This is a genomic window from Pseudomonas sp. GW822-FHT07A10, assembly GCF_058798795.1.
Map to the genome: position 1 here is coordinate 127,357 of NZ_JBXAKV010000011.1, position 23,340 is coordinate 150,696.

Sequence of the window (23,340 nt, forward strand, 5' to 3'; positions counted from 1 at the left end):
ATGGAAGTCATCAATCAGTTGCAGCCCGCAGAGTGTGCAGGCATGGAAGATATCCGACGCGAAATCGACGCCCTTGATCAGGCCGTTATCAAGCTGCTGGGCAAGCGTTTTCACTACGTGCTGGCCGCCTCGAAGTTCAAGACCTCGGTGACTTCGGTGCGCGCTCCGGAGCGTTTCAAGGCCATGTTGGCAACACGACGCGAATGGGCCGAAGCCGAGGGCCTGAGCCCGGATGCCATCGAGAAGATGTACAGCGACCTGGTGAACCACTTCATTGCCGAAGAGATGAAACACTGGGCGGCTCATCAATCCGAAGCCTGACGCTAGTGTCCTGACTGTCCGCCCTACCGGCCAGGAGCGGACAGTTGTTCCACTGCACAATCATTCAAGTAGTTTCACCCGCAAGGAAAGCGACCTTATGAAGCCCGTCAGAATTCGTACCCTGCAAAGTACTGATGCCGAGGCGTTGCTGGCGTTCGAGTTGGACAATCGCGAATGGTTCGAGCGCCACATTGACGCGCGCGGCTCTGCTTTTTATTCGGTGCAGGGCGTCACCGACCACATTGACGCTTATTTAGCTGATTTTGCCGCCGGAACCTGGCACCCATTCGTCATCGAAGATGACGCCGGAAACATCGTGGGTCGGGCGAACCTCAAAGGCATCGACATGACCGAGCGGTCGGCAGAAGTCGGCTACCGGATTGCCCAAAACGCTTGCGGACAGGGACTGGCGACGCTGGCGGTGAAGCATCTGATCCAGCAGGCGCAGGTGCACTGGAACCTTAAACAACTGGTTGCCACCGTATACGCGGGAAATATCGGCTCGGCAAAAGTACTCGAACGGTGTGGCTTCTTGATCGAACATGCGTCTCGAAAAGGGGCAGAGCACGAATGTCGGTTTGGTCTTTCGATTTAGCTGAGTGAGTCTCCATCGGCTCCGGATCTTCTCATGCTGATTGTCTGCGCCAAGTGCCGGGTGACGTGCCGAACTGGCGTTTGAATGCGCGACTGAACGCAGCTTCGGACTCGTAGCCAACGGCAAAGCCAATTTGCGCCACATTGCCGCGACCTTCGCGTAGGTGTTGAGCCGCCACGTGCATACGCCAGAGCGTCAGGTATTGCATCGGTGGCTGTCCGACCAATGCCGTGAATCGCTCCGCGAATACCGAGCGCGACATGCCCACTTCAAGCGCCAGCGCTTCTGCAGTCCAGCCCTCGGTTGGACGAGCATGGAGTAGCGCCAGTGCGCGCCCGATATGCGGGTCTCGCAAACCCGCCAGCCACCCGCGCCGCTCAGTGGGTAGGCTGGCGACGTACTGGCTGACGGCTTCGACGAATAGCAATTCGGATAGCTTGGCGATGACCGTTGTCGAGCCGACCCGTCCCGCCGCGATTTCACTCACAGCAAAACGGAATGAGCTTTCGATCCAGGTGCCCGAAGCCGTCGCGCGCAGGTCGAGTTTCAATAAGGATGGCAGCGACGAAAGCAACGGGCTGAAGGGTGTTTCAGAGCCGAGGAAGCCACACAACAACTGCGTGACCTCGCCGCCCCCGCCGTACCTGATTCGTGAAATGCCGCCGACGTCTGGTGGCTGAATGACTTCCCTCGCCGGCATGGGCGCAATGCTCAGGTCACTGCCAAAGGAATGGGCATCATTGCGAGGAAGCAGAACGAGTTCGCCTACCCCCACGTCGAGGGTGGCACCACCGTCTATTCGTATTTGCATGTGCCCCGCGGCGACAAAATGCGACGCAATGATATGTCGAGGGGCCGCCAGGAACGGTTTGCAATCATCCGCCGAGATTCTGCCGTTGATGCACCAGGGCGCAGTGAGTTCCGCCTCGAGGAAGACCCCTCCAGACAGCCTGATCACACGCAAGACATCAGAAAGCGCATCCAACACTTGCCCGTCCTCTTTTCCGGACTCCGGAGCAGGTATTCAGGCGCATCGGTCATTCACCACCTGAACCGCGATGCCTAGATTAGCACCAACGCGGACTCAGAGATCGATGGTCATTGGCTCCGACGTCAACCGTAATTGCCCCATTCCAACTCGACCAAGGCAGCAGGAGATCTAGATGAACACCATCGCTACCCTAACCGGCTCAGAGTCAGGCAACGCCACCCGTTATGCTCAAATGGTCAGATCATCGAAAAAAACCGAATGGCAGATCGATCGCGATTTGCTACAGGACCGGAGTTTCGACTTCTCGCGCAAATTCCTGCCCGATGGACTATCGCAAATCGACCGACTGACCTTTCTCGCCGAGGCCGAGGCGCGCCTGCTCAGTCAGATTCAGGGCCGGACCTATGCGTATATCTTTGGCCTGGTCGAGCGGTTTATCAGTGCCAAAATGCTCGATCAAGGCCGAGCCCATGTATTTGACGATCAGCTTGCACTCGAAGCGCTGGTGCGCTTTTCCAACGACGAGATCAAGCACCAGGAATTATTCCGGCGCATGGAGACGATGATTGGTTCGCGATTGCCAGCGGGATATCGTCAAGTTGCCGATCCAAACGATGTAGCGCGTGCGGTACTTGCAGCCAGTACTTGGTCGGTGCTGGCGTTGACCTGTCATATCGAGCTGTTCGTTCAGGCGCACTACGCACAGAGCATCGCACCGCGCGAGGAGTTGTGCCCCCTATTCAAGGATGTCTTCAAATTTCACTGGAAGGATGAAAGCCGGCACGTCGTACTCGATGAACTGGAGTGGAAGGCGGAGCATGCGAAACTGTCGCCAGCCGAGTGTGACCAGGCAGTGAACGATCTGATTGCGCTGGTGGCGGCCGTCGATGCAATCCTGCAGGCACAATCGGCATCCGATGCCGACTACTTTATTCAAAGTGTCTCGCGATCGTTCAGTGTCGATGAGACAGCGCAGATCCATGCCTGCGTGCTGAGCGCCTATCGCTGGCAGTACATTATCTCGGGCGTGCAGCATCCACACTTTGGCCGGCTGCTGACGCGCATGACAACGCCAGCACAGATGTCCAGGGTTCAGACCGCACTGGCCCCCATCATGAGCAATTGATCGACAGCGCGCGACCGACCGTTTGTCGGCCGCGCGGCTGTGAACGCGACGGGTAGAAACGGCCAAGCGCGGCCTTTCAGGTAATGTGGGAAGTGGCCTGAAAAAGCTGTGGGCTCTGAAGGCAACAAACGGTGGCCGCAACGGTCCAACGCGCGGTTGAACACCAGGTGCGAGCTACCAGAAGCATCACCTGCCGACTGCCACTACCTCTGGGAGAACCAATTGTCAGCTGTCTTTTTGCGTCAAATGTTCCGGTTATCGGTACTGCTCTTTTCCGTTGGCACTTCGTTCTCTGTTTACGCCTGCCCAAAAGGGCAGTACGAAGTCTGCGTGGTCACTTGTTTTTGTGCCCCGGGCTCCAAAGAGGAGACCGGGTCGATTTTTGAGAACATGAGCCAAATAGCTTCCACTGGATTACAGAGTTGGATCGTGCAATCGCGCGACACCGCGGCAACTGGCGATATTCGGACAATCCCGCTGAATATCCGGGCCCAACTCGAACCCTACTATGACATTCAAGTGCTTGATTCGGCCCGCTACAAGGTAGGCGATGATGAGGAGCTGAACGCCGCAAACACCATGTTGCAGAATCCCGATGTCACTGCGGTCACCCTGATAGACATCATCGTCTTTCGCAGTGCCGATGATGCTCTTAACAATGTCGCGCTGTGGGCGCATGAATTGAAGCACGTGCAGCAGTACCAGCAATGGGGAGTTCGGGAGTTTTCCACTCGCTATACCCGTGATTACACAGCCGTCGAGGCGCCTGCTTACGAGATTCAAGCCAAGGTAGCCAGAGCGCTGAGAGCCAGCGTGGCCCAGTCAGAACCTCCTCGACTTCCTTGAGTTCAAGGGGTTGGACGTTTGCTCCATTAATGGATCAGTCAAATCCAAAAACCCATATTTATCCCAAAAACGATAAAGGGGATGATGCGCCTCCAGCCATTTATGTGAGAGCCATCATGAAGCGTGACACCAGCCTGACGTGGCGCCACGTCGATCCACAGAACCTTGACCTCAAAGGGATGCGGGTTGCCGTCGTGGGTGGCACCGGTGGCATCGGGCAGGCATTGAGTCGCTTGCTGGCCTCTCGCGGCGCTCGCGTCCTGGTCGTTGGGCAAACTTTTCGTGATGCTGGCACCCAGGGCATCGAATTTCTCCAGGCGGACCTGAGCCTGATGAGTGAGGCGCTGCGGGTCGCCAAGCTGCTGCCGGCGGAATCCCTGGACCTGCTCGTTTTCACCACCGGTATCTTCGCCGCCTCCCAACGTCAGGAAACAGCGGAGGGCATTGAGCGCGATCTGGCAGTCAGCTATCTGAACCGCATGGTCATCCTGCGCAACGTCGGGCCGAAGTTGGGTACAGACAGGCCCAAGGCTAAGAACAAACCAAGGGTGATTGTCGTGGGCTATCCCGGCACGGGCCAGATAGGGACGTTCGACGACCTCAATGCTGAAAGGTCCTACAAGGCCATGTCCGCGCACATGAACACGGTGGCCGGCAACGAAATGCTTGTTCTGGATGCGGTGCAGCGCTACCCGCACCTGGACGCTTTTGGCCTGAATCCCGGTCTGATCAAAACCAGTATCCGCGATAACTTTTTCGGCAAGGGCTCGCTGAAATCGCGCATGGCGGAGGGCCTGATCGGGCTGCTGACACCCACCGCCGAAACTTATGCGAAGAGAATCGTCCCGTTACTGGTTGCCCCAGAGATCGAAGCTCACAGCGGCGCGATGTTCAACAGCAAGGGCCAAGCGATCCTGCCGTCTACGGGCATGACTGAAGCGCATATCAGTCAGTTCATGGTCGCGTCCGAAACACTGCTTGCCCGGACGGGTATTTCAGTCGCGGCCTCTTGATCGTGGAGGCAATCGCTCTCCATCACAGCCTCCGAGAGTCTCGACTCCGGACCAAAAGCAGGCAGTGGACGGAGCGATAGCCAATGAGTAGCTATGCTTGGTCTGTTGCGCAAACTGATTGTGCAGCCGGGAATTGCAGACACCCGTGTCGATCGCCGCCCCACTGGTACTCCATAGGCAGCCGCGAAATATGACGTCCTTGGTCTCATCGATCATCGAGTTACTCACGGCGCACCCGCATATCGCGTATCTGGCCGTGTTTCTCCTGGCACTTTCCGAGTCAATTCCGATCATCGGTGTCGTCGTTCCCGGCACCGCCGTGATCCTTGCGCTCAGCACTCTGGTGCCGAGTGGCGTGTTATTGCTCTGGCCGTTACTGATCGCCGCCACGTCAGGCGCCATTGCGGGGGATGGTCTTTCGTTCTGGCTCGGGCACCGATACCGCCGCGAGATTCTTGGCCTCTGGCCACTGAACCGGCATCCTGAGCTGATTCAGCGCAGCGAAGCCTTTTTCAACCGTCATCGCGATAAAAGTATCTTTTTCGCGCGCTTCACACCGGGCGTCCGCGCCTTCGTTCCGCTCCTCGCCGGCACGCTGGGAATGGCGGTCAGTCGGTTTTATGCCGTCAATGTCGTGTCGGCGCTCGCCTGGGCTCCGTCGCATATCCTGCCCGGCGTGCTCGTCGGCGCGACGTTCAGCATTCTCGGTGCAGCTGCAAAGCCGCTCGCGATCCTGCTGGTCATTTTAGTCGCGGTGGGCTGGGTGGTCCTGCATATCGTGCGCTGGGCGCTGCATCGCGGCATCCCCTACTTCATCGTCGCAGTGCAGCGGTTGCGGGGCTGGACCGGCGCCCACGACACCTGGCTGAGCCGCAGTCTCACTCACTTTCTCGATCCTTCACGGCCCGAAGCACGGGCTCTCGCACTGTCGACGGTCCTGCTCGTCGGTGCCGCGTGGCTTTTCTTCGGTGTCCTTGAGGACATCATCAACGGCGACCCGTTGCTGCTTGCAGATAGCGCGATATACCGCGTGCTCCAGGATCTTCGCACTGCACCGGGCGATGCGGTGATGATCGCCATCACAGAACTCGGCGACACCAAGGTCGTGCTGGCGGTCACGATTGTTGTCTTGCTGTGGCTCATGTGGAAACGCGCTTGGCGTACGGCTGCCTATTGGCTGATTGCGATTGCTGGCGCTTCGGGGCTCACCATAGTCATCAAGGTAGCGCTGTATCGAGCTCTCCCTGCGGAACCTCTCTATTCCGGGTGGAGTGCCTTTTCCTTCCCCAGCGGCCACAGCACGATCAATGTCGTGCTATACGGTTTTCTCGCCTTCCTTATCGCGCGTGATACCCGCCCGGCACGGCGCCTCGTGGTCGCTCCTGGCGCAGCCACCCTGATATTTCTGATTGCATTCTCGCACCTCTACCTCGGGGCACATTGGCTTTCCGACGTGCTCGGGGGGCTGACATTCGGATCCGCTTGGCTGGCGCTACTCAGCCTCTTCTACCTGCGGCGGCAGGCCGAGCACATTGGGTCAGCGGGGCTGCTCGCCCTCGGATGTGTGACACTTCTGCTCGCCGGCGGCTTCAATATTTACCGTAACCATACGACGGACAGCAGTCGTTATGCCGTCAAGGTGGGAACGTTGACCTTAGCTGCCACCGATTGGTGGGCGTCGGATTGGCAGCAACTGCCGGTGCGGCGTATCGACCTCACTGGCGAGACGAATGAACCACTGACGTTTCAGTGGGCCGGTGGTCTGCCGGAGTTGCAAGATGTCCTGCAGCGCAACGGATGGCGCACCTCAGCGGCATGGACACTGTTGAATACCCTGAACTGGTTTACCGTCCAGACTGACCCTGCCGATCTTCCGGTCATCCCCCTTTTCGCCAGTGGTCGCCTTCCCAGTCTGACTCTCGTTCGACCGTATAACGATGATGGGCCTGCCGGTTCGCGTCTGGTGCTTCGATTGTGGATCGTCGATATCGAGCTCACAAACGGGCGAACTATGCCGCTGTGGATTGGCTCGATTGTCGAGGAGCGTTTCTATCATCCCCTGGCCCTCATCACGTTAACGTCAACACAGCCCGATGCGAATACACCGCGCAGAATGCTAGCGGCCGTTCTTGAGGGCGGGCGGCTCGTATCCCGGACCGAAGGAATGGCAGATGCGGATTGGGATGGGCAGGTTCTGTTAGCTCGCACGGTGAAAAACAAAAATGAATGACCGTTCAGGGTCGTTTGCCGCCCTACTTCTGAAGGAGCGCTTCACCATGGCCTGAATCAGGAATAAAGTAGCAAGACCTACATAAATCGTAGAAAACGCTACATGAAAAATTGGCTAGCTTTGATATTAGGTCTGCCAACTGCCAATGCCACCGAACGCATGCGTGCCTGGCGCGCACTAAAAGCCTCTGGAGCGGTGGTCTTACGCGATGGCGCCTACCTTTTACCGGATACCGCTGCCTGTCGAGAAGCGCTAACGTCTGTCGAGCGCGACATCCTGGCCATCAATGGCACCGCCTACGTCCTGCCTGTCGTTGATCCTGACGGTGAACGCTTTATTGAGCTGTTCGACCGTAGCGATGATTACAGCAAGCTAGGCGCCGAGATCGAAGCATGCCGGGCACAGCTCAATGCCGAGAATGCGCTGGTCACCACCAAGCAAATTCGCAAACTGCGTAAAGCCTACGATCAGCTGACCAGCATCGATTACTTTTCAGGCAAGCCGAAGCAGCAGATCGACTTGGCGTTGCAGGAGCTTGAGACAGCGGTCAGCAGAGTGCTGTCTGCGGATGAGCCGCATAGCCGCGACCAGCCAATCACGGCGCTGAGCCTTGGCGATTATCAATGCCGTGTCTGGGCAACGCGTAAACGCCCATGGGTCGACCGCCTGGCTTGCGCCTGGTTGATTCGGCGCTTCATTGATCCGCAGGCTCAGATCCTTTGGCTGAACACTCCACAGGAGTGCCCAGCCGATGCATTGGGTTTCGACTTCGATGACGCAACTTTCAGTCATGTCGGCAATCGCGTGACCTTTGAAACCCTGCAAGCCAGCTTTGAACTTCAAGAGCCGGGCCTGAGCCGCATCGCTGCACTGGTGCATTACCTCGATATCGGTGGCATTCAGCCGGTGGAGGCTGCCGGCATCGAACGGGTGCTGGCAGGGCTACGCGAAACCATTACCCATGACGACCACTTGTTGGCTGCTGCCAGCGCCATCTTTGACGGCCTGCTCGCCGAGTTCGTGAAAGAGGAACATCCCAATGATTAAGGCTTCCCCATCAGCTGTTGAAGAGGATCTGTCGAGGCCTGAACCGATCAGTTTGCGTGAGGCGTTCTGGTTCTGGCTGAAGTTGGGATTCATTAGCTTTGGCGGGCCCGCAGGACAGATCTCGATCATGCACCAGGAGTTGGTAGAGCGGCGGCGTTGGATTTCCGAGCGGCGGTTTCTGCACGCCCTCAACTATTGCATGCTGTTGCCAGGGCCGGAGGCTCAGCAGCTAGCAACCTATATCGGTTGGTTGATGCATCGAACCTGGGGTGGGGTGATCGCCGGGGGGCTGTTTGTGTTGCCCTCACTGTTCATCCTGATCGCGCTGTCCTGGATGTATATCGCCTTCGGCGAAGTCCCGGTGGTGGCCGGGCTTTTCTATGGCATCAAGCCCGCCGTGACGGCCATCGTCGTGCAGGCGGCCCATCGAATCGGCTCACGCGCGCTGAAGAACAACTGGCTGTGGGCTATGGCGGCGGCGTCATTTACCGCGATCTTCGCGTTCAATGTGCCGTTCCCGCTGATCGTGCTGGGAGCCGCGTTAATCGGTTATGCAGGAGGCCGCCTGGCGCCCGAGAAATTCAGGACCGGGGGCCATAGCGCCGCCAAAAAGTCCTTCGGCCCAGCATTGATCGATGACGACACCCCGTCCCCTGAGCATGCCCGGTTCAGCTGGTTGAAACTAGCGCTGCTGGCACTCATCAGCGCAGCGTTGTGGGCGTTGCCGATGGGGGTCTTGACCGTGCTCTTTGGCTGGGAAGGCACCTTGACTCAGATGGGCTGGTTCTTTACCAAGGCCGCATTGCTGACCTTTGGCGGCGCCTATGCGGTGCTTCCCTACGTCTACCAAGGCGCGGTCGGTCATTATGGCTGGCTGACACCGACACAAATGATCGACGGATTGGCGCTGGGGGAAACCACACCGGGGCCGCTGATCATGGTGGTGGCTTTCGTCGGCTTTGTCGGCGCCTATGTCTCGCAGGTGTTCGGCGCCGATCAGGTGTTTCTGGCCGGAGCCGTCGCGGCCACGCTGGTGACCTGGTTCACCTTCCTGCCTTCGTTCCTGTTCATCCTCGCAGGTGGCCCGCTGGTGGAGTCGACTCACAATGAACTCAAGTTCACCGCACCGCTTACCGGGATTACTGCCGCTGTGGTTGGGGTGATTCTCAATCTGGCGTGTTTCTTCGGCTATCACGTTCTTTGGCCCAAAGGGTTCAGCGGCAACCTGGACTGGCCTTCCGCGCTGATCGCGATTGCGGCGGCGATTGCCTTGTTCCGCTTCAAGCGCGGCGTGATTCAGGTACTGATGGCCTGCGCACTCGTTGGTTTGACTGTGCACTTACTGCGCTAGAGCGCGCAATGATCAACTATTTTCTGGCGGGCACCGGGCCTGCCAGATCACCCAGCCTACTGAGTTAGGCAGGAGGTGTTCCATGAGGTGGATTACCCGTGAACGACCCAAGATCGACCGCATTGCCTGTCCTTGGCTGATCACTCATTTTATCGATCCCCAGGCCGAGTTCTTGTACGTGCCCAGCAGAGAGGTTCTGCAGATTGCCGCTGAGAAAGGTGCAACGCCTTATGACATTCCGGGCGTTGAGCTTTCCCACGTAGGTGAGCTGTGCAGCTTTGATGCGTTCCTGAAGAAGTACCAGCTCAGTGATCCTGCCTTGCAGCAGTTGGCCAAAATCGTGCGCGGCGCAGATACCTCCCGCCTGGATCTGACACCGCAATCGGCTGGGCTCTATGCGATTTCGCTGGGACTATCGCAATGTTATGCCGATGACCACGAAATGCTGGCACATGGTTTGATCCTGTATGACGCCCTGTATGCCTGGTGCAAGGAATGTCAGGGCGAGTCACATAATTGGCCTCCTCAGATGTGAGAGGCGTCCACACGGAGGTCCAGCCCGGAACTGGGCTCATGATCAGTGAAACACGGCACATTCTGATCTGCGCATTGCTGAGACTTGGGCGAGGCGGTTGAACCCGCCTTGTCCGAGCAGGAGAAGACCTCATGAACACACGAGACAATCGACGTTTCACTCTGCCAGTCTTCGCGATCCTGCTGACTGTGCTAGCCATTTTGGGCTTCGCAAGTCTTCGCTACTGTCTGGCCGCCGACGAGTTGCCGACTAACGACCTGCCACTGAAGCACGTCGCCGACATTCCATTGCCCGGTGGCGCCACTCGGCTCGACTACGAGAGCTACGATCCAGAGCGCAACCTGATGTTCATCGCTCATCTTGGTGACGGTGAAGTTATCGCCTTTGACATGCGCGAGTCCCGCGTTGTCGGGCGCATTGCGAACCTCTCGTCGGTACACGGTGTGCTCGTAATTCCTGAGTTGTCACGTGTCTACGCTTCAGCGACAGGTACGAACGAAATCGTTGCAATAGACGAAGCGACCCTGGCAATTATCAGTCGCATACCAGGCGGCATCTATCCGGACGGCATGGCTTATGTGCCTCACCTCCACAAGCTTTACGTATCGAACGAAAGCGGCGAAACCGAAACGGTGATCGACGTGGACACGAACACTCGTGTTGCGACGATTCCACTGGGAGGTGAAGTCGGCAATACACAATATGACCCCATATCACGACACGTCTTCGTCAATATCCAGACTCGTCGGCAACTTATCGAAATCGATCCCGCGACCGACCACATCGTGGCGCGCATTGATCTGCCGGGGGCACGTGGCAATCATGGTTTGTTGATCAATCCGCATGACCGGCTTGCCTTTATCGCGTGCGAAGGTAATGACAAGCTCCTCGTACTGGACATGCACACCATGCGGGTTATCCAGGCGTTCGATACCGGGGGAGCCCCCGATGTGCTTGCGTTCGATCCAGTGCTGAACACACTTTATGTCGCAGGAGAGGCCGGCATTGTGTCGATGTTCCACGTGAAGGGGGCAGTGGTCACGAAAATCGGCAATGGCAGCGTGGGCCCGCGTGCGCATGTCGTTGCCGTAGATGCCGCGACACACCGCTCGTATTTTCCGCTCAAGGATATCGACGGGCACCCGGTACTACGGATTATGGAACCCCGTTAGCGGATTGAATCGACTCTAGTTCCGACCGTGCTAGATGTCGGGCCTGAACTTACTCCTGCCTGACAATATCGACCGAGATCTCCACCGCAGCAATCGTGCCCCGGTTCTCAAGCCAGTGCGTGGTGTTCCTGTCCTCGGGCCAACCCACGCCCGGCCCATAGTCCGTGGCGACGCCATTTCGATGGTCGGTGATGGTTCCTTGCAGTATGTAGACGGTACCGGGTCTGTCTTTATGGTTGTGAACCGGCCCGAAGACGCCTCCAGGCTCGATGGTCACCATGCGCATTCTAAGCTGGCGCCCTGCCATGCCTTCGATCTCGGGGCCAAGGTCAACCGTTGCCAGTAACTTCACCGCAACGCCTTGTGTTTCAGGTGCTACCTGTTCGTCGCTCATCGTGCTCTCCTCTCTGTGCATATAGGGCTTGAATAGAAGTAAAGCCCCTAAGAACCGACAGAGAGGTAAATCCGCCCAACGATGGTCGCCAATGCGGCCAATTGTGGCCGATGGTCGTTGCATTTCGCTTGTCACCGGCGTTTGGCTAAGCTGAATAAATCGGGGGGTGAACTGAAACCTGAGTGATGGCGGCCATCAGCGGATCTTGATTGGCATCAAGACCGCACTCCCGAAGGAGACGACTATGTATGCGGTGATAAGAACCTACCTGGGCGCTGGAGCAGAACAGCTTTTCAAGCTTCTGGAGGAGCGCAATGCCGACGTCGAAGCCACCCTGCGGACAGTGCCCGGCCTCGTAAGCTACACACTGCTCAATACGGGTGATGGCGGCACGGCGGTAACTGTTTGCACAGACAAGACCGGCACTGATGCAAGCTTGAAAGTGGCGCGCGACTGGATTCAGAAAAATGCTTCGCATATTCAAGTGAAACCACCGATCGTGACGGAAGGTCCGGTGATTGTGCAGATAAAATAGATTCAACCGGTCGATGCAACACACTAGACACTGTGTAAACAGGAGGCGTGTTGCATCGACGGAATACATCGCGCTCAAAGCTACAACAACCCCATGGGCAAACCCGATCATAGCGCTCTATGATTGAACCCCATGACGACCTCTCTTCCGATCCGCCAACCCTGCCCTCCCGGTGCTTGCATCTGCGAGCGTGAGCAGCTGTTGGAAACCCCCGGCACGGACCTGCGCATCCTGAGCCTGACCCAGTCGGAAGAGAAACGCCTGATCGAACGCCTGGAAAACCTCCAGAGCCTGAGCGACCTGGAGCGTCTGCAACGGCGAATGTATGAGCAGTTGGGTCTGCGCGTGGAGATCGCTCCGGGCTTCAATGAAGTGCGCACCATGCGCGGTATCAATATCACCTTGGGCGAACTGCCGGGCCTGTGCCGCAAAACCCGTCAGTCGATCCCGGCGGCCATTCGCCGAGGACTGGAGAAGCACCCGGAAGTTGCCTACGAGCTGCTCAATGCCAACGACTTGTTGCGTGATGCCTGATGGCTTGCACCGTTATCCCGATACGTTCATTAGAATGCCCTGAAACAGGATCAGCGGTCGTACACGCGACACGGTCCGCTGCTATGCCTTCTCATGGGAGAACAGGTTTCAGGCCAGCCAGGACGTAGCTGGAAACTCAGGCGTGACCGTGGCCCCGGCGCCAGCCAGGAACGCGAAGATAAAAGGTGCCAGTCCGTAGCAGGAGGTGGCAGATGTTATTCATGGTCCGTTGGTCCATCAGTCCGCAGCAACGTAACAGCGCGATCGAACGTTTTCTCAAGACCGGTGGTGCCCCACCCGCAGGCGTCAGCATGCTGGGACGCTGGCATGCTGTCGGCGGCTCCAGTGGAGTGGGCATTGCCGAGGCCAGTGATCCAGTGGCGATTCAGAAGTGGGTACTGGAATGGAGCGACCTCATGAACATGGAAGTCCACGCCGCATTGACCGATGAACAGGTGGCGCCGCTGCTCGCTGCCGCAGTGGGCAAGCAATAGTTGTTGTGGTGAGGGGGCTTGCCCCCGCTGGGCTGCGAAGCGGCCCCAAAATCTCTGATGTACCAAAGATTTTGTGAGTGCTACGCACTCAAGCGGGGCGATGCGTCGTTCCGACAAGCCCCCTCGCCACATCCCTTCCGATTCACTATTTTTTCATCCCGATCCGTCGCCGCATCTCGGCGGTAATCGTCTGCCGGGTTTTCTTCAGGTCGGCCCAGGGTTCATCGCCCACCTCGGCCAAACGTTCATGCACAGTGTGCAGGTTCCATTGATTACCCCCCTTGAGCTCAGACACTTCTTCGCGAAAGATCGGTACCGACACTGGCAACCCTTCGCGGCTGCGCACGGCATAAGCGCAGATCGTGGTGGCGCCGAGGCCGTTGCGCAGGTAATCGATAAAGATGCGCCCAACCCGGTTTTTCGGCCCCGACACCGCGGAAAATCGTTCCGGCAGCAGCTTGGCCATGTGACTGACAATCGCATGGCTGAAGTCCTTGACCTCGTCCCAACCGTGTTTGCGGGTCAGCGGTACGACCAGGTGAATCCCCTTGCCGCCGCTGGTCTTGAGAAACGCCTTGAGCCCCAGCTCATCCAGCACCGTGAGGATCAGCCGGGTCGCTTCGACCATGCTCTTCCAGGGCAACGCCGGATCCGGGTCGAGGTCGAGGACGAAGCGGTCGGGTTTGTCCAGATCGACCGACGTGGCGTTCCAGGTGTGCAGCTCCACGGTACTCATCTGCACTGCGCCAATCAGGGCCTGGGCATTGTTGATAACCATCATCGGTTGGCCGGTCAGTGCCTTGTCCAGAGTGACAATGCCGGGTATGGCCAGATTCTCGGCGTTCTTCTGAAAGAACAGTTCGCCGGTGATGCCGTCCGGTGCGCGCACCAGCGCCACCGGCCGGTCCTTGAGTTGCGGCAGAATCCACTCGGCGACGCTGGCGTAATACTCCGCCAATTGCATCTTGGTGGTGCCGCTACTGGCATCGATCACCCGATCCGGATGCGTGATGCGCACCTTGCCCTGCTCCAGGCCGACTTGTGACGGTGCCGCTTGGGAGGTTTTAGTTTTAGTGGTTGAGGTTTTCACGGTTGTCGGACGCTCCTCGGTGATGTCGGCGGCAGGCTTATCCTCGCGCAGCCCATGGAACACGGCCTGGCGCACCGAGCCGTCCTTCGTCATCTCGGCGAAGGCCACTTCCGCCAGCAAAACGGGTTTGAGCCAATGCACACCCTTGACTTCAACACCGGTGGGCGGGTTCACCACCGAGGGCTTTTTCGTCTGCAGCGGTTTCAGTTGTTCGTAAAGACGCTTGAGGCTCGCCTCGCTGAATCCGGTGCCGACCTTGCCCGCATAGCGCAATTCCCCGCTGTCACGGTCGTGCAGCCCCAGCAGCAACGCGCCAAAGGCACTGCGCGAGCCTTTGGGATCGGTGAAGCCGACCACGATGAATTCCTGCCGATGCTTGCACTTTAGTTTGATCCAGTCACTGCTGCGCCGGGACACGTAAGGCGAGCCCAGGCGTTTGCCAATCAACCCTTCCATGTGCATTTTACAGGCGCTGTCGAGTAACGCCTCCGGGGACTCGTTGAACGTGTCGGAGAACCGCAACAGAGGGTTTTCATCGGGCTTGAGCACAGTCGCCAGCGCCGCCCTGCGCGCTTCGACAGGAACTTCGCGCAGGTCCACGCCATTGAGGTAAGGCAAATCGAACAGGTAGTAAACGATGCTGGCGCTACGACCGGCATCGAAGGCGTTTTGCAGCGCCTGAAAATCCGGAACACCCTGCTCGTCCGCCACCACCATTTCGCCGTCGAGCCAGGCCGATTCCAGGCCCAACGCCGCCAGCGCTGCAGCCTGCTCTGGCAATTTGTGGGTCCAGTCGTGACCGTTGCGGGTGAAGAGCTTGACTTCATCGTGGTCGATGCGCGCCATGACCCGGTAACCGTCGAACTTGATCTCATAGCTCCATTCGCCGTCCGGCGCGGATTCCACCAGTGTCGCCAATTCGGGTTTGAGCAGCTCCGGCAGTTTGGCTTTGCGAGCGCCTGTCAGCTGTGATGAGCGCTCTCTGCGCGCCTTCGCCGCTGGCTTTTTAACGGGACTGGGTTTCGACTTGGCGACAATGGTGCGATCGCTGAGTACGCTGTCGGGCTCGGCGGCGACCACGTCGTAATCGCTTTCGGGCCTGGCCGCGCCGTCCTGATGTTTGATCAAAAACCATTGCTCCTGCTTGCCCGGCATGTGCGTGCGCACGAGGTTCCACAGGCCGCCGAGCTTCTCCCCTTGCAACTCGAATTTCAGCCGGCCCTTGGCGTACGCCTTGGCAGGGTCGTCCTGGGGAATCCACACCCCACGGTCCCAAACGATCACCTCGCCGGCGCCGTAATGCCCTTCGGGAATGGTGCCCTCGAACGTGGCGTAATCGAGCGGATGGTCTTCGACGTGGATTGCCAGGCGCTTGACCTTGGGGTCCAGCGACGGGCCTTTCGGCACGGCCCAACTTTTCAGCGCGCCATCGAGCTCAAGGCGAAAGTCATAGTGCAGGTGCGAGGCGTCATGTTTCTGAATGCAGAATTGCAGCGCATGATCCTTCACCGCTTTTTTGCCCGAACGCTTGCCGGCGAACGGTTCCGGAGTCGCCACAAAGTCACGCATGCGGTTGTAATCGTCCAGGGTCTTGTTCATGGCTTACCGGGTGCTCGCTGGCGGACGCTGAATCGGCACGTCTCTACATCAGCAGAGCGACAGGTCCGGAAAAAAATTCCATCGCCACTGGAATTGCCCGGACAGACGGCTGGGTCTATCGGGATGATCGCTCATAGCCTTGATGCGCAACTTCTTGCGCAGTTACTCGTCCCAAAAACACCTCAACAACGCTGAACGTCAGGTGGATCAAGCCCTCCAGCCGAGTGCGCAACTTCTTGCGCACCACTGCGCAAGAAGTTGCGCACTTTTTCAGGTGATCGCTGCCGAACAACCTCTCCACGTTTAAAAAATAGCCTCAACCACCTGATTTATATGAATAAAAACATTTATGGCACGCTCCTTGAAAACAGTCAGGCACCCACCGGGCGATACCGCCTCCCGGGCACCCTAACTTTTAGCAAGGAGCACATCCATGGCTACACCAGCGTACATGTCCGTTACTGGCGAGAAACAAGGCCTGATCACTGCCGGCGCATTCACCGCCGACTCCGTTGGCAACACCTACCAGGAAGGTCACGAAGACCAGGTCATGGTTCAGGCATTCAGCCACGACGTGATCATCCCGCGTGACCCACAGTCCGGCCAACCGACCGGTCAGCGTGTACACAAGCCAGTCGTGATCACCAAGGTCTACGACAAGTCTTCGCCACTGCTGCAAGCGGCGCTGACTTCCGGCGAGCGCATGAGCGAAATCGTTATCCAGTGGTACCGCACTTCGGCTCAAGGTACCCAAGAGCACTACTACACCACCAAACTGGAAGACGCGATCATCGTCGCCATCAACAACAAAATGCACAACTGCCAGGATCCGTCGAACTCGCACTTCACGCACCTGGAAGAAGTGCAATTCACCTACCGCAAAATCACCTGGACCCACGAAGTATCCGGTACTTCGGGTTCCGATGACTGGCGTGTTCCAGTCGCTTAATCGCGGCTGACCGTTCCAAACATCGGCCAGCTCTGCTGGTCGATGTCATTTGCACCTTCCAGGAATTTTCGCGTCCGTTGATCCGGCTTTCGGGTGTCAACGCGCGCCGCAGCACTGCACGAGGAACAAGGGATGTTCGCGCCGGCCAATCAGACTCACTTTGCCCTGACTGTCGAAGGTCTGGGAAACGACCTTCAGGTCCTTGCCCTGCAAGGTCGGGAAGCCATCAGCCAGCCTTTTGTGTTTGAGGTGGAGCTGGTCAGTGAGCAGCCGTCCCTGGACCTCGAAACGCTATTGCACAAACCGGCCTTTTTGCAGCTCTCGCCTGACGGCAGCGGCATTCATGGCCAGATCTACCGCGCCGCCCAAGGCGATTCGGGCAAACGCCTGACCCGCTACGCCGTGACCCTGCGCCCGCAGCTGTCCTACCTGGCGCACCGCATCAACCAACGCATCTTCCAGAACCTCACCGTGCCGAAAATCATCGGTATGGTCCTCGAAGAGCACGGCATCCAGAGCAATGCCTACGAATTCAAAGTCGGGGCGATTTATCCCGAGCGCATTTACTGCGTTCAGTACGATGAATCGGACCTGCAGTTCATCCAGCGCCTGTGCGAGGAAGAAGGAATCCATTACCACTTCCAGCACAGCGCCACGGCCCACAAGCTGGTGTTCGGCGATGACCAGACGGTGTTCCCGAAACTCGCGCCCGTGGCCTACCAGCAAGACTCCGGCATGGTCGCCAACGACCCGGTAATCAAGCGCTTCGACCTGCGCCTGGAAACCCGCACCAGCCGTACCACCCGCCGCGACTACGACTTCGAAAAACCACGGCTGAAGCTGGAAAGCGAGAACCGTGGCGACGCCCTGCCCGACCTCGAAGACTACGACTACCCCGGCCGCTTCATCGACCGCGAACGCGGCAAGCAACTGGCCAAACGCGCCCTCGAGCGTCATCGCAGCGACTTCCAGCTGGCCGAAGGCCGAAGCGATCAGCCGTTGCTGGTCAGCGGCCACTTCCTGGCCCTGACCCAACACCCCAAGGCCAAGTGGAACGACCTGTGGCTGCTGACTGAAATCCTCCACGAAGGCAAACAGCCGCAAGTGCTGGAAGAGTCGGTGACCAGCAGCACCACCAATCTCAAAGACGATTTCCACCAGGGCTACCGCAACCGCTTCCAGGCCACCCCCTGGGACGTGCCGAACCGTCCGCCGCTGAACCACCCTAAGCCACGGATCCTCGGCAGCCAGAGCGCCGTGGTCACCGGGCCAAAAGGTGAAGAGATCCACTGCGACCAATACGGCCGCGTCAAAGTGCAATTCCACTGGGACCGCGAAGGCCAGGCCGACGACAAGACCAGCTGCTGGCTGCGCGTCTCCTCCGCCTGGGCCGGCGCCCATTACGGCGGCATCGCCATTCCACGGATCGGCATGGAAGTGCTGGTCAGCTTCCTCGAAGGCGACCCCGACCAACCGCTGATCAGCGGCTGCCTGTACCACAAGGAAAACGTCGTCCCGTACGCCCTGCCGGCGAACAAGACCCGCAGCACCTTCAAAACCCTGAGTTCTCCGGGCGGCGGCGGATTCAACGAGCTGCGCATCGAAGACAAAAAAGGCCAGGAACAGATCTTCCTGCACGCCCAGCGCGACTGGGATGAGAACGTCGAACACGACCAGAAAATCCGCGTCGGCAACGAACGCTACGACACCGTCGAGCAAAACAGCTACAGCGAATTCAAGGCCGAAGAACACCACACTGTCTACGCCGACCGCAAAGTCGAAGCCCGCGCCAACGACCACCTCACCGTGGGCGTCAACCAGCACATCAAGGTCGGCACCGGCCAATTCATCGAAGCCGGCCAGGAGATCCACCTGAGCAGCGGCATGAAAGTCGTGCTCGAAGCCGGCACCGAACTCACCCTCAAGGCCGGCGGCAGCTTCATCAAGATCGATGCCAGCGGCGTAACCCTCAGCGGCCCGGCAATCAACATGAACTCCGGCGGCAGCCCGGGCAGCGGCACCGGGGCAGCACCGTTGATGCCTGGGGCGTTGAAACAGGCTGATGCGGATAAGGCTGGTGCGGTGTTGACCCCGGCGCAGATTAATACGCTGAAGCGCAATGCGCCGTTCTGTGAAGACTGCGAAAAATGTAAGGCAGGTGCTTGTGCGATCTGATCCGATGACTCCACAAGCGTGGCTGGCTGAACGGCCGTTGCGGACGGGTGAGCGGTTGCACTTGATTGTTAGTGCGGCCAGTGATGCCGAAGCGCTCAAGTCGCTTTACCAAAACGAACCCACAACCCAGGCGACCCCGATTTGGGGCGGTACACCTTACGCGGGCTGGCAGCCGGTGATGCCCTACCTCATTGAGTTGAAACCCAACTCAAGTTTTCTACCGTGGATTGCCGAAACCGACGCCCTCGATTGGGGGTGGCTGGCCGTTTCCAGCAGCGAACCGAACGTGGTGTTCGAACACCTGCGTAGCCTCACTCTGGTTCGGATGCCGGATGGGACTGAAGTGTTTTTCCGGTTCTGGGACGGGCGGCATATCTACCCGATTCTGGCAGGACTCGGCGACGCCGCCGGTGAAGTGCTGCCGGTGTTTGATCGGTACCTGATCAATGGAAAGAGCCTGGAGGTGGGGCCGCGCGCGGTGCCGCCGGCAAAAGACTGGCCGTGGTGGGAAGTGCCGCAGAAGCTGCTGGATGGTTTGACCAAGCAAAATCCGTCGACCGTCATCGGCAACATGATGCAGTGGTTGAAGGAGGATCACGCCGATCTGTACTTCTCGTTCCCTGAATCCAACCTTCGAGAAAAAGTGGCGCGCTTCGTAAAGCGCACCCCTCTCACGGAAGAGAACTACACAGGGCTGCTGAAAGCCCACTTGGAAAATGAGGTGGCCGTATGAGCATTTTGATGGGTTCGATCGTTGGGAACCTGACAGCGAAACAACCAGATGCTCAGGCCATCGTCAGTGATTTCAAGACATGCCGCATCGGTTTAAACTGCAGCGAAATCAGCAACCTGACGATCAAAAACATACCTACAAAAGAAAAACCCAATATAACAATCACTCAGAGCGAAAACATTTTCACGCTCCATGCTTCGAACAGCAGCTCGATAATTGAATTCACAACGAAATCCCCGCTACTTTGTGGCCCCTCAGTTTATATGAACGACAAAAAGCCCGTACTCACTTAAAAAATCTAACTCATTTTTCTGCCCTTTGAGTCGTCTGACAAAAGCATCGGACATTTCCCGCCCCCCCCATCGCCATCCATGAACTTGTAAACCCCCTCCTCCCCAGATAACCTCCCTCAGTCACTGCAACCTCAGCGACCGGTTTTGACAGACCGAACACAAGGCATGCAAATGCCGCTTTGCGGCTCCTTTGATTCAGGAGCTTCACGGTGAAAAAGTTTCCACCCGATTCCCTCGATCCCATTCAACTCAGCCAAGCAACCCAACGCGCCGTCAGCGCCCGCCTCCGCAACCCCAAAAACCCCGACCCCATCAGCCACGTCTTCACCCTTCTCCCCAACATCCGCACCGAAACCCTGCTAAGCCACGCCTGCGAAACCCTCGCCTCGCTCAACGTACTGACCACCGACCTTGCCCGTGAACTCGAAGGCTCGCACCGCAGCCTGGCGCTATCGATTCAGCAATTGGCTGTACTGGGTGAGTTGTTGGTAAACCGGGCGCTGGACAACCTCGACCCGACCGGTGGGACGTCCGACGCTCAGGAGGTTCAACCATGACTCGATACATGCCGATTACCGGCATCGACTGCACGATCCCTTCCCTGCTAATCGACACCGCAGCGCCTGTCGACGTGTTGCACGACACGGCGGCGCATCGCATTCGTTGCGTCACTCAACTGTTGGAAACGCTGTCTATGGGCGAAGCGCCTGGGGGTGACGCTGCACTGTTGCAAGAGTTTGCGCGGGTGTTGGCAATCCCATTGCGGGACGGCTGCGATTTGCTGGATGTGGTCGGCCGACGGTTACGGGCGCAGCTTTAATTCAGCCAATAAAAATGGGCGACGCCAGGGTCGCCCATTTTTATATCCGACGTTTAATATCATTCCTCAAATTGATCCACACAGCATTTCGCAAGAGGTTGCTAAAACATCGTCTGCAAATTTATTGATACAGGAGCAAAAGCCTTCAAACGTCCACTATATTGGACTCTACCGCAAAATCGTGACCACCAGGAAACCCAAAAAGCTGGCGCTTCGGTCAAGTAATTTCCACACTGAGAAATATTGGTTTTCAGCCGGTCTTCAATTTATGCTTGAGCTCACAGTATGGAGGCTGTGATGAATGTTCAAACTCAGACGGAAAACATGGGCGTTACTTTTGGTCTACATCGTAGGTGTCAGTGGTTATATCTACTACCTTTACGTCGAGACCCAAGGCATCCTCACTGACAACATTAATAACAAGCTGCTGCATGCCGCGTTGGGCGCTTCGGCCATCCTCGGCGACCGCTACCATGACAATCTGATCGACAAACAGTCGAAAACGGAAGCGCAAGACTGGGATGCCATTCAGCGGCTCTCCCGGTTTAACGAGTCCATGGGCACCGCGTTTGTCTACAGCGTGGTCAAACGCGCTGGGGAAGCCTATCTAGTCAGTTCCAGCGCATCGAAAAAAGAAATTCAAGAGCAGAATTTCGTACGTTTTTTCGATCCTTATCCCGATGCCAGTCAGGCTTTGCTCGACAGTTTTGAGCGCACCGAGCCCACCTGGATCGATTACTCGGATCACTGGGGAGACTTTCGCGCTGTCTTCGTCCCGATGAAGTCCCAGGACGGAACAGTTTATGTGGTGGGGGCGGAGATGACGTTGGCGGATTACTACCACCAACTCAATCAGGACTCCCTGCACCATATCCTCCTTGCCATTCTGGTATTTCTCGCCTTCAGTCTTTTACGCATGCGTGCGCATCTTCAGCAATTGCAAATAAACGAACAGGTATTGAATCAGGCAAAAAATACCGCCGAGGACGCTGATCGTTCAAAAACCAGATTCTTGGCCACCATGAGTCATGAAATCCGCACCCCCATGTACGGGGTTATCGGCGCGACCGAGTTGTTGGCTGGGTCTGCCCTCACTCCCGAGCAAATCAATCTGGTCAAAACGATTCATACCAGTGGACGAACCCTGTTGTCTCTTATCGACAATATTCTTGACTTGGCAAAAATCGAAGCGGGCAAACTTGAATTGAAGCCTCGTGTATTCGACGTGAGAGTGCTGGTTTCATCCAGTATTGAAATGATCCGGCAAAACATTCAGGACAAACCAATAGTCCTTGAGGCCCAGGTCTCACCGGACGTACCGCCGTGGGTCAAAGCCGATAGTGATTGCCTTCGCCAGATATTGATCAACTTGTTGGGCAATGCGGTCAAGTTTACCGAAGCCGGACAAGTATCACTCGTGGTCACGACTCGTGGTTACGGCCCTCGAGCGCGCCTCGACTTCTCCATACGCGATACCGGCATAGGTATCCCCTTGGCTCGGCAAAGCAGCCTGTTCAAGCCCTTTACCCAGTTTAAAGGGCCGACCAGTCAACGCTTTACCGGGAGCGGGCTCGGTCTTTCCATTTGCAAGAATCTGGTCGAGGCACAACAGGGGACGTTGTCCTTTACCAGTCAGCCTGGCGTTGGATCGACGTTCTTTTTCTCACTCCCCATGGAGCTTTTTTCAGTTTCGGAGATACCCATCGAGAGCAATCAGGCAGCGGTTGGTTTCGACGCTTCTTTTGCCCAGGATTATCCACTGGATATCCTGCTGGTGGAGAATCATCCAATTAACCAGAAAGTTGCTCTGGCGATGTTACAGGCATTGGGTTATACGCCTGACCTCGCGTCAAATGGCCTGGAGGCGGTCAATCAGTGTATGACATCGACTCCGGATATCATTTTCATGGATATCAATATGCCTGTTATGGATGGATTAGCGGCTATGCGTAAAATCCGCCAACGACCGCAGGGCGATACTTGCTATATCGTTGCTTTCACCGCAAACGCTTTTTCGAGCGAGATTGAACGTTTCAGGGCCGCCGGAGCCAATGATATTTTAACCAAACCGACAAACTTTCAGTCCTTGACCCGAGTGCTTCAACGAGCAGCCAATTACCGACAGCAGCTCCAGGCCAGCACGCGGGGAGTGAATACCATTTCAAGTTGACGCCAGAATCTGGCTGTTGATGGCGTACACCGTATCCTGACCCGGATTGGCTCCATCATCCAATAAAAATGGGCGACCCCAAGGTCGCCCATTCTTATATCCGAAACTTTTAAACAGCACCTCCCAAAGAAGGTGTTCGCCCAGTGTAATGGCCTGGCAATCCATGCACCGGTAAAGAGCCCTGACACCGGGCGAACGGGAAGGATTTTAATAGAATTTGGCAGATATGTCCTCGTGTACAAACATGAAATTTATGCACGTAATATTTCGTAAGGCCCCGCTTACACAACGTCTACAAACTTCCTAAACGCACCGGTTCGACCATTA

The 23,340-nt window shown here is 57.3% G+C and carries 23 protein-coding genes; 20 read left to right on the forward strand and 3 right to left on the reverse strand.

The genetic code is table 11. From position 1 onward, the window contains the following. A complete protein-coding gene (locus AC1RL4_RS19355) occupies nucleotides 1-321 on the forward strand; it encodes an isochorismate lyase (protein WP_019580154.1) in 321 nt (106 codons plus the stop codon). A 97-nt stretch (nucleotides 322-418) separates the two neighbouring features. After that, a complete protein-coding gene (locus AC1RL4_RS19360; RefSeq protein WP_230175078.1) occupies nucleotides 419-916 on the forward strand; it encodes a GNAT family N-acetyltransferase in 498 nt (165 codons plus the stop codon). A gap of 31 nt (nucleotides 917-947) precedes the next feature. Here AC1RL4_RS19360 and AC1RL4_RS19365 read toward each other — a convergent pair whose 3' ends face one another. Further along, nucleotides 948-1,904 carry an AraC family transcriptional regulator gene (locus tag AC1RL4_RS19365; protein ID WP_230175080.1) on the reverse strand — a complete coding sequence of 319 codons (957 nt, stop codon included), beginning with the start codon at nucleotides 1,902-1,904 and terminating at the stop codon, nucleotides 948-950. Nucleotides 1,905-2,079: 175 nt separating this feature from the next. On the opposite strand from AC1RL4_RS19365, the gene AC1RL4_RS19370 reads away from it, so the two are divergent. The 8 genes from AC1RL4_RS19370 to AC1RL4_RS19405 all read left to right on the forward strand — a co-directional run bounded on the left by AC1RL4_RS19370 (nucleotide 2,080) and on the right by AC1RL4_RS19405 (nucleotide 11,227). After that, a complete protein-coding gene (locus AC1RL4_RS19370) occupies nucleotides 2,080-3,033 on the forward strand; it encodes a diiron oxygenase (RefSeq protein WP_230175082.1) in 954 nt (317 codons plus the stop codon). 246 nt (nucleotides 3,034-3,279) lie between these two features. Beyond that, the gene (locus AC1RL4_RS19375) at nucleotides 3,280-3,879 is read left to right on the forward strand and encodes an eCIS core domain-containing protein (RefSeq protein WP_230175095.1); all 600 of its coding nucleotides are present in this window, start codon (nucleotides 3,280-3,282) and stop codon (nucleotides 3,877-3,879) included. 29 nt (nucleotides 3,880-3,908) lie between these two features. Then, the gene (locus AC1RL4_RS19380) at nucleotides 3,909-4,892 is read left to right on the forward strand and encodes an SDR family NAD(P)-dependent oxidoreductase (RefSeq protein ID WP_230175084.1); all 984 of its coding nucleotides are present in this window, start codon (nucleotides 3,909-3,911) and stop codon (nucleotides 4,890-4,892) included. Between the two features lie 190 nt (nucleotides 4,893-5,082). Continuing rightward, nucleotides 5,083-7,122, forward strand: coding sequence for a bifunctional DedA family/phosphatase PAP2 family protein (locus AC1RL4_RS19385; protein ID WP_028941320.1), 2,040 nt, complete (start codon nucleotides 5,083-5,085; stop codon nucleotides 7,120-7,122). Nucleotides 7,123-7,224: 102 nt separating this feature from the next. Continuing rightward, complete coding sequence (locus tag AC1RL4_RS19390) at nucleotides 7,225-8,169, forward strand: chromate resistance protein ChrB domain-containing protein (RefSeq protein ID WP_230175086.1); 945 nt, start codon at nucleotides 7,225-7,227, stop codon at nucleotides 8,167-8,169. Beyond that, on the forward strand, nucleotides 8,162-9,520 hold the full coding sequence (chrA, locus tag AC1RL4_RS19395; RefSeq protein ID WP_230175088.1) for a chromate efflux transporter: 1,359 nt from the start codon (nucleotides 8,162-8,164) through the stop codon (nucleotides 9,518-9,520). Before AC1RL4_RS19390 ends, chrA begins: the two co-directional genes overlap by 8 nt. A gap of 82 nt (nucleotides 9,521-9,602) precedes the next feature. After that, the gene (locus AC1RL4_RS19400) at nucleotides 9,603-10,055 is read left to right on the forward strand and encodes a chromate resistance protein ChrB domain-containing protein (RefSeq protein WP_019580147.1); all 453 of its coding nucleotides are present in this window, start codon (nucleotides 9,603-9,605) and stop codon (nucleotides 10,053-10,055) included. Between the two features lie 131 nt (nucleotides 10,056-10,186). Then, a complete protein-coding gene (locus tag AC1RL4_RS19405; RefSeq protein WP_204124056.1) occupies nucleotides 10,187-11,227 on the forward strand; it encodes a YncE family protein in 1,041 nt (346 codons plus the stop codon). A 49-nt stretch (nucleotides 11,228-11,276) separates the two neighbouring features. Here AC1RL4_RS19405 and AC1RL4_RS19410 read toward each other — a convergent pair whose 3' ends face one another. After that, nucleotides 11,277-11,621: a cupin domain-containing protein gene (locus AC1RL4_RS19410; RefSeq protein WP_019580145.1), complete on the reverse strand. Its 345-nt coding sequence runs from the start codon at nucleotides 11,619-11,621 to the stop codon at nucleotides 11,277-11,279. A 244-nt stretch (nucleotides 11,622-11,865) separates the two neighbouring features. Between AC1RL4_RS19410 and AC1RL4_RS19415 the strand changes: the two genes are divergently transcribed. From AC1RL4_RS19415 to AC1RL4_RS19425, 3 genes are all read left to right on the forward strand, one after another. Beyond that, entirely contained in the window at nucleotides 11,866-12,156 is a 291-nt protein-coding gene (locus tag AC1RL4_RS19415) for a hypothetical protein (RefSeq protein WP_019580144.1), read from the forward strand. A gap of 132 nt (nucleotides 12,157-12,288) precedes the next feature. Next, nucleotides 12,289-12,690, forward strand: coding sequence for a hypothetical protein (locus tag AC1RL4_RS19420; RefSeq protein ID WP_007937009.1), 402 nt, complete (start codon nucleotides 12,289-12,291; stop codon nucleotides 12,688-12,690). A 212-nt stretch (nucleotides 12,691-12,902) separates the two neighbouring features. After that, on the forward strand, nucleotides 12,903-13,184 hold the full coding sequence (locus AC1RL4_RS19425) for a DUF3303 domain-containing protein (protein ID WP_007937010.1): 282 nt from the start codon (nucleotides 12,903-12,905) through the stop codon (nucleotides 13,182-13,184). 145 nt (nucleotides 13,185-13,329) lie between these two features. On the opposite strand, the gene ligD is transcribed toward AC1RL4_RS19425, so the two are convergent. After that, nucleotides 13,330-15,873 carry a DNA ligase D gene (gene ligD / locus AC1RL4_RS19430; protein ID WP_230175090.1) on the reverse strand — a complete coding sequence of 848 codons (2,544 nt, stop codon included), beginning with the start codon at nucleotides 15,871-15,873 and terminating at the stop codon, nucleotides 13,330-13,332. Nucleotides 15,874-16,306: 433 nt separating this feature from the next. Between ligD and AC1RL4_RS19435 the strand changes: the two genes are divergently transcribed. From AC1RL4_RS19435 to AC1RL4_RS19465, 7 genes are all read left to right on the forward strand, one after another. Beyond that, the gene (locus AC1RL4_RS19435; protein ID WP_007900657.1) at nucleotides 16,307-16,822 is read left to right on the forward strand and encodes an Hcp family type VI secretion system effector; all 516 of its coding nucleotides are present in this window, start codon (nucleotides 16,307-16,309) and stop codon (nucleotides 16,820-16,822) included. A 132-nt stretch (nucleotides 16,823-16,954) separates the two neighbouring features. Continuing rightward, nucleotides 16,955-18,997, forward strand: a complete 2,043-nt coding sequence (locus AC1RL4_RS19440; protein ID WP_230175091.1) for a type VI secretion system Vgr family protein — start codon at nucleotides 16,955-16,957, stop codon at nucleotides 18,995-18,997. Nucleotides 18,998-19,001: 4 nt separating this feature from the next. Next, on the forward strand, nucleotides 19,002-19,730 hold the full coding sequence (locus AC1RL4_RS19445) for a DUF4123 domain-containing protein (RefSeq protein WP_429571088.1): 729 nt from the start codon (nucleotides 19,002-19,004) through the stop codon (nucleotides 19,728-19,730). After that, nucleotides 19,727-20,023: a hypothetical protein gene (locus tag AC1RL4_RS19450; RefSeq protein ID WP_231508986.1), complete on the forward strand. Its 297-nt coding sequence runs from the start codon at nucleotides 19,727-19,729 to the stop codon at nucleotides 20,021-20,023. The genes AC1RL4_RS19445 and AC1RL4_RS19450 overlap by 4 nt, the downstream gene beginning before the upstream one ends. A 209-nt stretch (nucleotides 20,024-20,232) precedes the next feature. Beyond that, complete coding sequence (locus tag AC1RL4_RS19455; RefSeq protein WP_028941314.1) at nucleotides 20,233-20,580, forward strand: DUF6124 family protein; 348 nt, start codon at nucleotides 20,233-20,235, stop codon at nucleotides 20,578-20,580. Next, nucleotides 20,577-20,843, forward strand: coding sequence for a hypothetical protein (locus AC1RL4_RS19460; protein WP_019580140.1), 267 nt, complete (start codon nucleotides 20,577-20,579; stop codon nucleotides 20,841-20,843). Before AC1RL4_RS19455 ends, AC1RL4_RS19460 begins: the two co-directional genes overlap by 4 nt. 301 nt (nucleotides 20,844-21,144) lie before the next feature. Next, nucleotides 21,145-23,013, forward strand: coding sequence for an ATP-binding protein (locus AC1RL4_RS19465; RefSeq protein ID WP_230175497.1), 1,869 nt, complete (start codon nucleotides 21,145-21,147; stop codon nucleotides 23,011-23,013). Nucleotides 23,014-23,340: the final 327 nt, after the last annotated feature.